Here is a 10,356-nt window from a genome sequence, read left to right on the forward strand (position 1 = left end):
TCCCTAGACTCATACAGGTACCAATAATTTTGGTAACTGGTACATCCATCATGCTCGCTAACTCATTAGCCGTAACAAATTCTGTTACTTTTAATATTTTCGATTGAGATTCAAGCTCATTTGCAGCCTCTTCTGCATTCGATGCTACATCATCACGTTTCTGACGACGTAATTTAGCACGTTGTGCAAATTTACCCGATTTACCAGCACCACTTAAACGGGCAAGTGTTGCTTTGATCTGATCTTGAATTTCTTTCTCAGTAGGTTCTTCTTTAGGTCCGCTTGGTGTAGCGTTTCTATTTTGGAAACCTGGTCTGTTATTGTTGTTATTTCTATTTCCTTGGTATGGAGTTCCGCCTTGTCCCGCTGGTCTGTTACCTTGGTATGGAGTTCCACCGCCTGGTCTGTTACCTTGATAAGGTGTACGAGGTTGCCCTGGTGTACCACTTTGACCTTGGCCCTGACCTGCAGGATTATTTTGTCCTTGCTGGCCTTGACCRCCGTGTTGACCTGGTTGGCCAGGTGCTCCTGGAGTTTTTTTGCGTTTACGCTTACGTTTAGCAGCTTCACTATCGCTAGATGATGCTACCGGACCGTTTCTTCTATCCGGAGTTGTTGGTAAAACAATTTTACCAATAATATTCGGACCGGTTAATTTAACGGTACGTGCTTTAATTACTTCAGGCTCGTTGCTTACCGGTTTTGCTTCAGCTGGTTTTTCTTCCACTTTAGGTTGTTCAACTGGTTTTACAGGCTCAGGTGCTTTAGCCACTGGTGGCGCTACAACCGGCGCTGGAGGAGCAGGTGTTTCTTCCTTTTTAACCYCAACCGGTTTCTCTTCCACTTTAGGTTGTTCAACTGGTTTTACAGGCTCAGGTGCTTTAACCACTGGCTGTTCTACTACAGGTGCAGCAGGTGTTTCTTCTTTCTTAGCCGGACGTGTTTTCGAGTTAAAATCGTTTAAATCGATCTTCCCTACAATTTTAACCCCTGGCAATCCAGTTTCTTCAACTTTATCTTCTGCCTTAGTTTCTTTTACTGGCTCTACTGCTGCCGCAGGGGCTGGTGTTTCTGCCTTAGGGGTTTCTACAACCTTTGGTTTCTCTACCGGAGGCGTAAATGATTGAGCATTTTTAATTAAAATCTCTTCATTTTTCTCAAAATCGGTATTCTTCTTCGGCGCTTCTACTGGCTTTTCAGTCTCAGGCTCGTCACGACGTATTTTACCAATCACTATTTGTTTGGCTTCTTCTCTTACGATCTTATCTCCCTGATACTCTTTCAATAAGGCATTATACATGTCTCCCGTAAGTTTAAACATAGGGCTCTTCTCGGCAGAGAATCCCTTTTTGTTTAAAAACTCAACGGCCGTACCCATGCCTATATTAAGTTCTTTAATAGCTTTAATTAAAATGATTGGTTTGTCGTCTGACATTTAGCTCCTGTTATTGTTTTTTTATTTAATACAAAAGTAGTGTTTATTTGGCAATTACACCACTTATTCAAATTCTGACTTCAAAATTTGAACCACTTCTTTAATGGTTTCCTCTTCAAGGTCGGTGCGTTTTACCAAATCTTCTACTGTAAGTGCTAGTACACTCTTAGCAGTATCGCAACCGATAGCCTTTAATTCATCAATGATCCAGCTATCAATCTCATCTGAGAATTCTTCTAAATCAACATCCTCGTCGTTTTCTTCTCCGGCTTCACGATACACATCAATTTCGTAGCCAGTTAACTTACCAGCCAGTTTAATATTGTGTCCGCCACGTCCAATTGCCAATGAAACCTGATCTGGTTTTAAGTAAACCGATGCATGTTTGGTTTCATCATCCAATTTAATAGAGGTGATTTTTGCCGGGCTTAAAGCACGGGTAATGTATAATGAAATATTATTGGTGAAATTAATCACATCAATGTTTTCGTTTTTCAATTCGCGAACGATACCGTGGATACGTGACCCTTTCATACCTACACACGCTCCAACTGGATCGATACGGTCATCGTACGATTCAACAGCAACTTTAGCACGTTCTCCTGGTTCGCGAACAATTTTCTTAACGGTAATTAAACCATCGAAAATTTCTGGAACTTCCTGTTCGAAAAGGCGTTGCAAAAATTCTGGTGCTGTTCTCGAAATGATAATTTTCGGGTTAGCGTTGATCATTTCTACTTTAGAGATCACTGCTCTTACAGAATCACCTTTTTTGAAATAATCTGCTGGAATCTGCTCTGTTTTAGGCATTAAAAGTTCGTTACCTTCATCATCTAAAACCAAAGTTTCTTTCTTCCAAACCTGGTAAACTTCACCTGTTACGATTTCGCCTACCCTATCTTTATATTTTTTGAAGATTTCGTCTTTCTCTAATTCCAATACTTTAGAAACCAAAGTTTGACGGGCAGCTAAAATTGCTCTACGGCCAAAACTTTCTAAAGTAATCTGCTCGATATAATCATCGCCAACTTCTAAAGTGCTATCTAATTTAGAAACTTCAGCAAGCTCGATCTCTAAATCATCATCCTCAGAAAATCCATCTTCCATTACTTTTCTAGTTCTCCAGATCTCCAAATCCCCGTTATCCGGATTCACGATAACATCACAGTTTTCGTCTGTTCCGTATTTTTTACGCAACATGCTACGAAAAACTTCTTCCAGCACACTGATCACCGTTGGGCGATCTATATTTTTGAAATCTTTAAACTCTTGAAAAGAGTCGATCAAATTAATTGTTGTAGTACTCATTTTTACTTAAATGAAATTAACACACTTGTTTCTAATATATCATTAAACGGAACATCTGTTTGAATTGCTACCGCCTTTTTCCCTTTTTCTTTAACCGATTCTTCAATCAGCAGATTATTTTCTGTAACCGAAAGCAGTTTCCCTTCTTTTTTTAATCCTTCTTTCAACTTAATGCTTACTGTACGGCCAATATTTTTATTGTATTGACGGATTAATTTTAAAGGCTCACCAACACCCGGCGAAGAAACTTCTAAATTATAAGCCTGTTCTATTGCGTTTTCTTCTTCGAGATGAAAACCAACATGCCTGCTTATGGCCACACAATCCTGTATGCTAATACCTTCGTCGCCATCAACATGGATAATTAATTTATTGTTTGGCAACATTTTTACTTCAACCAGAAAGAGTTCTGGCCGATCTGCTATTTTTTCCTCAACGAGGGCTGCAACTCTCTTTTCTACCTGCATATTTTAACCTGATTTCATAGAAAAAGGGGACACTGTCCCCTTCTCTTTTCTTCGATTACGATGCAAATGTAGTAATTTTTTAGAAAAAATCAAACACTTGCGCTAATTATTATGCTGATTATTACCGTTTAAGTGTTTGTTGCTGCGCTTTTAAATTCTGCTTACCCTTCCCCATAATCAGATCGCCCACGGTTGCAAATTTTATCCCGATGTAACTCTCAACCAGATATTCTTTACCCTTAAGAAATGGCTGATCGGGATTAAATACGAGTGAATCGCCTAGTATCTTAACCTTGCCGGGCACTTCCAGCTCATCCTGGATACTGTCCAGATCGCCCGGTTTTAGCAAAACAGAAACCAAATTAAGTGTATCTGCGTTAGCCTGATAGGCATTTTTAACCTGTAACAGACTCGCCTCATTAATATTTTTAATTATTATTGATGAACTATCCCCAGAAAACTTAATTATTGGCCTGTTGTTTGTATTCGAACATGAAAGTGCAAATATAACAACAGCAATTATGGCCTGGTATTTAAAAAAGCATTTGAACATTTACAAAAATAAACAATTATGAGATTTATTATCGAAATCCTTTTGATGGGATTAGCCTTTTTTATCGGCGCAAGAATAGTACCTGGCGTACATGTTGATAGTTATGCAACATCCATTATTGCTGCAGTACTGGTTGCACTTGCAAACTCGACCATTGGGTTCATTTTAAGATTATTAACATTCCCTGTTAATTTTTTAACGCTCGGACTGGTATCATTTATCATTACCGTTTTAATGATTTTATTGGTTGATAACATGATGACCTCTTTTAACACTTCAGGCTTTATCGCTGCTGCATTTTTGGCTATAGTTGTAGCTTTAATTAAAGCAGTGTTTAGCGCTGTAGTTGGGGAGAAGGAATAGTCCGAAGTCGTGAGTCTGTAGTCATGAGTCGGATTGGACTAAGGACTACAGACTTTTGACTAAACGACTAACGAATAACTTCTCTCGAAATCACCATTTTCTGAATCTCAGATGTACCTTCATAAATCTGGGTAATTTTAGCATCGCGCATTAACCGTTCTACGTGGTATTCTTTTACGAAACCGTAACCACCGTGCACTTGTACAGCTTCGATGGTTACATCCATCGCCACTTTTGAAGCAAAAAGCTTGGCCATAGAACCGGCCTGTGTATAAGGTAAACCCTGATCCTTTAACCAGGCAGCTTTATAAACCAATAACCTGGCGGCTTCGATCTGTGTAGCCATATCGGCCAGTTTAAAAGCAATGGCCTGATGTTCAGCAATTGGTTTGCCGAATGATTTACGCTCTTTAGCATACTGCGTGGCCAACTCGAAAGCCCCCTGTGCGATACCTAAAGCCTGGGCCGCAATACCGATCCTCCCGCCTTCTAAAGTTTTCATGGCAAACTTAAAACCAAAGCCATCTTCACCAATCCTATTTTCTTTTGGCACCTTCACATCGTTAAACATTAAAGAATGTGTATCAGATCCGCGGATGCCGAGTTTATTTTCTTTTGGTCCAACGGTAAAACCTTCCATCCCTTTCTCTACAATAAAAGCATTGATACCTTTATGCCTTAACTCTGGGTGGGTTTGCGCAATAACCAGATAGGTTGATGCAGTACCGCCGTTGGTGATCCAGTTTTTTGTACCGTTCAGTAGATAATAATCGCCTTTATCTTCAGCGGTCGTACGTTGCGAGGTAGCATCAGATCCGGCTTCGGGCTCCGATAAACAAAATGCGCCTATTTTTTCTCCAGCTGCAAGCGGCTTTAAATATTTTTCTTTTTGGGCTTCACTGCCATAGGCCTCTAATCCATAGCAAACTAACGAGTTGTTTACCGAAACAACAACAGATGCGGAAGCATCGATTTTAGATAGCTCTTCCATTACCAAAACGTAAGAAATGGCATCGAGTCCGCTTCCATTATATTTTTCGTTCACCATCATTCCCAGGAAACCAAGTTCTCCAAGTTTTTTTACCTGCTCGGCCGGAAATTTCTGATGTTCGTCTCGTTCGATTACACCCGGCTTTAATTCTTGCTGCGCGAAATCGCGGGCAGCTTGCCGAATCATTAATTGCTCTTCACTTAATTCAAAATGCATAACATTTATGTATAAAAGGTTAGTAAATCAAATGTAGCATTAATGATCGAAATTACTATGGTTGCATAGTAATTTATTTTTAAATTCATTGGTTGTTATATTGGTGTATTTAGTACCGGCCTATTATAGCTTTAAACAGATGTTTCGGTTATTTTTTGGAAAGCAAGAGCAGTAATTCTTGGGCTCCGATAGCCCTGCCCTGTGCTTTATCCGGTGAAACCTGTGAAACAAGCAAGCACACAAAAAAATAAAAAAGTATAGTGCTTAAACCGGGATAACGCTGTCGGTCAGGTTTATTTAACCAAAGGTAGCTTGTACTATTAAGCCATATTTATTTGCTTGTATGATCTGCGTTAACGATGGAAGCGGCATCCTTTTTGGCTGTCATCCGGAGCGTAGTAGAAGGGCAGCCAAAAAGATACAGCGAACAGCGTGTTAAAACGCCCACAAAAAGATTATTTAGTCACCCTTTTAGTCAAGATGAGCCCAAGGCTTAAACTTCCTAAAACAAGAATCAATAAAACCTGCGAAGAATGAATGATGGTTGAGTAAGCCAAACCATCTTTAAAAGATATGCCATACAGCACCAAAGACTGCGCAACCATCCAGTGGAAAATACCAATACCGCCCTGAACAGGGGCTGCCATAGCAAAACCAGAAAATACAATTGCGGTAAATGCAGCGTTAAAATGTAATCCTGAAGTAGCTTGAATAGAAGAAAAGGCGAAATACATAGAAAGTGAGTAGAAAAGCCATATCCCTAGTGTATAGGTTAAAAATAATCCTTTTTGTTTTAACTTGCTATATGAGCCAAATCCCTGGCGCAGGCTTACAAAAATACGCAAGAATTTTTTACTGAATTTTTGGCGGAGAAAATATATTGCAACAGCAATGAGCAGCAAAATAATGATACCCAAACCAACTAACCACAAATAATTAATCGTACTTAATTTTTTAATAAGATTGACGTATATGGTTTGATAAAGAAAATCGGCTACCATATCATACTGAAAAATCAGCATTGCCAAACTGGTGAGAAAAAGCATCAGCACATCAAATAGCCGTTCGGTAATTACGGTACCTATAGAAGCAAACATGGGTACCTTTTCGGCTTTGTGAATAACCGAACAACGGCCAATCTCTCCGAAGCGCGGTAAAGCAAGGTTAGCCAGATAGCCGATTATTACGGCATGGTAAGCATTCCAGAAACTCACTTTGTAATGAATAGATTTGTACAGCATTTGCCAGCGCAAAGCACGTAATACATGTGCAATCCATACGGCAAATGCAGAAGTAATTACCCAAAAGTAGTTGGCGGTTTTAATTTCCTGCCAGATCTTTCCTAAATCCTGACCTCTAAAAGCTAAATATAAAACCCCTATCCCGATTAAAAACAGGATGATATATTTTAGCGCTGTTTTGAGGTCGAATATCACAAGGTTATTTTAGCAAGTGGTTGTTATCGTCAGGAAAAACCAATATTGGATTGTATTTTTTGGCTTCTTCTATTGGTAATGAGCCATACGACATAATGATGAGAATGTCGCCAAGCTGAGCCAAACGGGCTGTTGCGCCATTTAAACAGATGGTTCCGGTACCGCGTTCGCCTTTAATCACATAAGTTTCGAAACGTGCACCATTATTATTATTTACAATCTGCACCTTTTCATTAGCGATAATGTTAGCTGCATCCATCAAATCTTCATCTATCGTAATACTGCCTACATAGTTCAATTCGGCTTGTGTTACCCTAACACGGTGTATTTTCGATTTTAATATTGTGATAACCATTCGGCAAAGTTAGTAATCAGTTTGGAGTTTTCAGTCATCAGTTTGGAGTTTCGCAAATCGGTAAATTCTGATTCTTGATACGCACATCTTGACTTTACTTAATAATCATATTATCGATCAGCCTGGTTGAACCTACTTTTGCTGCAACCAGCGCAATCAGGTTATTTTCATGTTTTGATTTGGCTGGTTCCAGTGTATCGCCATTGGCAATGGTAAAATAGTCCAGTTCAACACCATCAATATTATGGTAAAATGCTTTGGCCTTATCTTCTAATTCGGATAGTGAATATTCGTTAAAATGATCAACAACGAACTGCAGCGATTTACTCAGCACGAGCGAATGTTTGCGATCATCGGCCGATAAATGGATATTTCGGCTGCTCATGGCTAAACCATCGGCTTCGCGGATAATCGGACAGGTAATAATGGTGATGGGCAGCTTAAAATAAGCCAGCATATTCTTGATCATTAATACCTGTTGGAAATCTTTTTGTCCGAACATGGCTACATCTGGCTCAACGGCATCAAACAATTTTTTTACAATCTGCGTTACACCTTGATAGTGGCCCTTTCTAAATTCGCCTTCCAACAGAAATTCGGCATTACCCAAATCAATGCGCCAAGCCTCGTCGGCCCCGGCAGGATACATTTCATCTACATTAGGCATAAATACACCGTTACAACCAGCATCGGCCAGCATGGCTAAATCGTGTTCGATTGGGCGCGGGTATTTCTCTAAATCTTTGGGATCTGTAAACTGCGTTGGATTTACAAATATGCTACAGATAATGATATCTGCATTTTGTTGGGCCATTTTTATCAACGATATATGACCATTGTGCAAGGCACCCATGGTAGGCACAAGTGCTATTTTTTTACCTGATGCTTTTAAGGGTTTTAAAAAAGCCTTAAGTGCTGCTTTGGTTTTAAATATTTCCAATTTGGACAAACTAAATTAAAGCCGTAAAGGTGTAAATTAATCTAAACGAAACCAAACAAATGCTTGCTATATTGATAAATAGTATTATTATGCTTACCTTTGCAGCTCATTATCTTTTATTTAACTTAATATTTTCTTAGAATATGGAGATGGCCAAAACGAAGCTGCTGATTGTTACACACGAGATGTCGCCTTTCCTCGAGCTTACTAAAATTTCTGAAATCACGCGCCAATTACCACAAGCAATGCAAGAAAAAGGATTCGAAATCCGCATCTTAATGCCTAAATTTGGTAACATCAACGAAAGAAGAAATCGTTTACACGAAGTAATCCGCTTATCAGGAATGAACATCATTATCGATGACAACGATAATCCTTTAATCATTAAAGTAGCCTCCATCCCAGCTGCACGCATGCAGGTTTATTTCTTAGACAATGAAGAATATTTCCAACGCAAACAAGTGTTTAGAGATGCAAGCGGGAAATTCTTCGACGACAATGATGAACGCACAATTTTCTTTTGCAAAGGCGCATTGGAAACCGTTAAAAAATTAGGCTGGGCGCCAGATATTGTTCAYTGTCATGGCTGGATGAGTGCATTAGTTCCTGCCTATATCAAAACAACTTATAAAAATGATCCTACTTTTAAAAATTCTAAAGTAGTATATTCTGTTTATGAGGATGGCTTTACAGAGAAATTAAATGCTAATTTCGCGAATAAAGCAGTAATGGCCAATATGACCGAGGATGATACTAAAGCATTCTTGCCATCTGATTGCGACAGCATGCACATTGGTGCGATAACACATTCTGATGCAGTAGTTTTAGCAGATGAAAACCTAAATGCAGCTATGTTAAAATTTGTTAAAGATTCCAATAAGCCAACATTAGCTTTTAACTTAACCGAGAATTTCGAAAACTTCTATACTTTTTATGAAGAAATTTCGAATGACGAACTGGTTTCACTTGCTTAATTAAGGTATTATTATTTTAAATATGAAATTTACAAAACAAGACTTATTAACCMTGTTGATAGGTCTTTTTCTTTTTGCATCGTGCAAAAACCCTGATGGTGTTGGTTTAGATGTAGATCCGAACGCTGCAATTACCGGAACGCTGGTGGTATCGCCGGTTAAGGCTCAACTTGTACAAGAAGACGCTGCCAATACCTACGGATTAAACCGTTATCCATTGGGATACATGGTAGACCCTACCTTTGGAAAAACCGAGGCAGCTTTAGCATTAACGGTTTACCCAATTGTTAATACAGATTTCGGTACCACTCCAGTATTAGATTCTGCAGTTTTGGTATTAAAATTAGATACAACATCTACACTAACCAAATTTTATGGCGATACCACCAATTCTAAATACAGTATTGATGTTTATCAGTTAGCTAATAAGGTTACGAATTATAAAAGCTCTGATGTACAAGCGATTAACAACACACTTTTAGGCAATTTTACAGGTAAACTGGCGCCGAATACTAAAAGAAAAATATCTATTATTGTTCCAGGCAAAGCTGATACTCTAAAAACTGTACCTGCACAGATCAGAATTCCTTTAAACAAGGCATTTATACAAAACGCCATATTAAACTTAGGCACCGCAGGAACATCCACAAATGCAAAATTTATAGACGCATTTAAAGGCTTATATGCTCAGGTAAATAAAACATCTTCAACAGGGGTTGGAGGTATTGCCTTTTTCAATTTCACAGGCACCGATTCATATTTACAACTGGTTTGGAAAAAAACCAATTCATCAAGCGGAATAGACACCAATAGTGTTAACTTTCCAATTGGAGCGTTGGTTCAAAATAGCAGTAGTGGCAGTTCAATTTCCGGAATAGCCGCAAACATTAAGCACGATTATACCGGCACGGAAGTGCAAAAACAAATTGATGTTGCAGTTCCAACAGATCCGGCTCAACAATATAATGTTACTTACTTACAAGGCTTAGCCGGTGTAAAAACCAAGTTAACCTTCCCAGCATTAACAAGCTTTAAGGATACTTACGGGAAAGCAATTATCAATAAGGCAGAATTAGTTGTAGAGATAGGTGAAAATGCACCAGCATATCCTTTTAATGCTGCTCAACGACTTTCTTTATATCGTTGGGATATTGCGCATCAACCAGCCGATATACCTGATTTTACAACTTTTTCAAGCAGTGCTTCAGGGGGTGCAGCACTTTTTGGCGGTTATTTCGATTCGTTAAAGAAACGTTATATTTTTATCATAACCAGTTACGTTCAGAGCTTGATTGATAAAAACGTTGAAGATTATGGC

Annotated in this window: 10 protein-coding genes and 1 pseudogene; 3 read left to right on the forward strand and 8 right to left on the reverse strand. The window is 38.9% G+C overall.

Annotated elements, in window-relative coordinates:
* From AC1DPQ_RS07195 to AC1DPQ_RS07210, 4 genes and pseudogenes are all read right to left on the reverse strand, one after another.
* Nucleotides 1–1,435 (reverse strand): annotated as a pseudogene (locus AC1DPQ_RS07195) (translation initiation factor IF-2); the annotation flags it as partial.
* A 63-nt stretch (nt 1,436–1,498) separates the two neighbouring features.
* Nucleotides 1,499–2,743: a transcription termination factor NusA gene (nusA, locus tag AC1DPQ_RS07200; RefSeq protein ID WP_029274497.1), complete on the reverse strand. Its 1,245-nt coding sequence runs from the start codon at nt 2,741–2,743 to the stop codon at nt 1,499–1,501.
* 2 nt (nt 2,744–2,745) lie between these two features.
* Complete coding sequence (gene rimP / locus AC1DPQ_RS07205; RefSeq protein WP_477578882.1) at nt 2,746–3,210, reverse strand: ribosome assembly cofactor RimP; 465 nt, start codon at nt 3,208–3,210, stop codon at nt 2,746–2,748.
* Between the two features lie 121 nt (nt 3,211–3,331).
* Complete coding sequence (locus AC1DPQ_RS07210) at nt 3,332–3,763, reverse strand: hypothetical protein (protein ID WP_477578884.1); 432 nt, start codon at nt 3,761–3,763, stop codon at nt 3,332–3,334.
* A gap of 18 nt (nt 3,764–3,781) precedes the next feature.
* Between AC1DPQ_RS07210 and AC1DPQ_RS07215 the strand changes: the two genes are divergently transcribed.
* Nucleotides 3,782–4,126 carry a phage holin family protein gene (locus AC1DPQ_RS07215; protein WP_057931556.1) on the forward strand — a complete coding sequence of 115 codons (345 nt, stop codon included), beginning with the start codon at nt 3,782–3,784 and terminating at the stop codon, nt 4,124–4,126.
* Nucleotides 4,127–4,193: 67 nt separating this feature from the next.
* On the opposite strand, the gene AC1DPQ_RS07220 is transcribed toward AC1DPQ_RS07215, so the two are convergent.
* The 4 genes from AC1DPQ_RS07220 to panC form a co-directional block, all read right to left on the reverse strand.
* Nucleotides 4,194–5,333: an acyl-CoA dehydrogenase gene (locus tag AC1DPQ_RS07220; RefSeq protein ID WP_477578886.1), complete on the reverse strand. Its 1,140-nt coding sequence runs from the start codon at nt 5,331–5,333 to the stop codon at nt 4,194–4,196.
* A 455-nt stretch (nt 5,334–5,788) separates the two neighbouring features.
* Nucleotides 5,789–6,769 (reverse strand): lysylphosphatidylglycerol synthase transmembrane domain-containing protein, encoded by a 981-nt coding sequence (locus AC1DPQ_RS07225; RefSeq protein WP_477578887.1) that lies wholly within the window; start codon nt 6,767–6,769, stop codon nt 5,789–5,791.
* Nucleotides 6,770–6,773: 4 nt separating this feature from the next.
* Nucleotides 6,774–7,124 (reverse strand): aspartate 1-decarboxylase, encoded by a 351-nt coding sequence (gene panD / locus AC1DPQ_RS07230; RefSeq protein ID WP_029274491.1) that lies wholly within the window; start codon nt 7,122–7,124, stop codon nt 6,774–6,776.
* Between the two features lie 94 nt (nt 7,125–7,218).
* On the reverse strand, nt 7,219–8,064 hold the full coding sequence (panC, locus tag AC1DPQ_RS07235) for a pantoate--beta-alanine ligase (protein ID WP_477578889.1): 846 nt from the start codon (nt 8,062–8,064) through the stop codon (nt 7,219–7,221).
* Nucleotides 8,065–8,213: 149 nt separating this feature from the next.
* On the opposite strand from panC, the gene AC1DPQ_RS07240 reads away from it, so the two are divergent.
* Entirely contained in the window at nt 8,214–9,038 is an 825-nt protein-coding gene (locus AC1DPQ_RS07240) for a glycogen/starch synthase (protein ID WP_477578891.1), read from the forward strand.
* 22 nt (nt 9,039–9,060) lie between these two features.
* Nucleotides 9,061–10,356, forward strand: a 1,296-nt coding sequence (locus AC1DPQ_RS07245) for a DUF4270 family protein (protein WP_477608571.1), incomplete at its 3' end; no start/stop codon positions are given.

It is taken from the genome of Pedobacter sp. 01T416_2 (assembly GCF_056398925.1).

Excerpts from the sequence above, each read along its gene's own strand:
- nusA (WP_029274497.1), bottom strand. The coding sequence starts at position 2,743 with ATGAGTACTACAACAATTAATTTGATCGACTCTTTTCAAGAGTTTAAA.
- panD (WP_029274491.1), bottom strand. The coding sequence starts at position 7,124 with ATGGTTATCACAATATTAAAATCGAAAATACACCGTGTTAGGGTAACA.
- AC1DPQ_RS07210 (WP_477578884.1), bottom strand. The coding sequence starts at position 3,763 with ATGTTCAAATGCTTTTTTAAATACCAGGCCATAATTGCTGTTGTTATA.
- rimP (WP_477578882.1), bottom strand. The coding sequence starts at position 3,210 with ATGCAGGTAGAAAAGAGAGTTGCAGCCCTCGTTGAGGAAAAAATAGCA.
- AC1DPQ_RS07215 (WP_057931556.1), top strand. The coding sequence starts at position 3,782 with ATGAGATTTATTATCGAAATCCTTTTGATGGGATTAGCCTTTTTTATC.
- AC1DPQ_RS07220 (WP_477578886.1), bottom strand. The coding sequence starts at position 5,333 with ATGCATTTTGAATTAAGTGAAGAGCAATTAATGATTCGGCAAGCTGCC.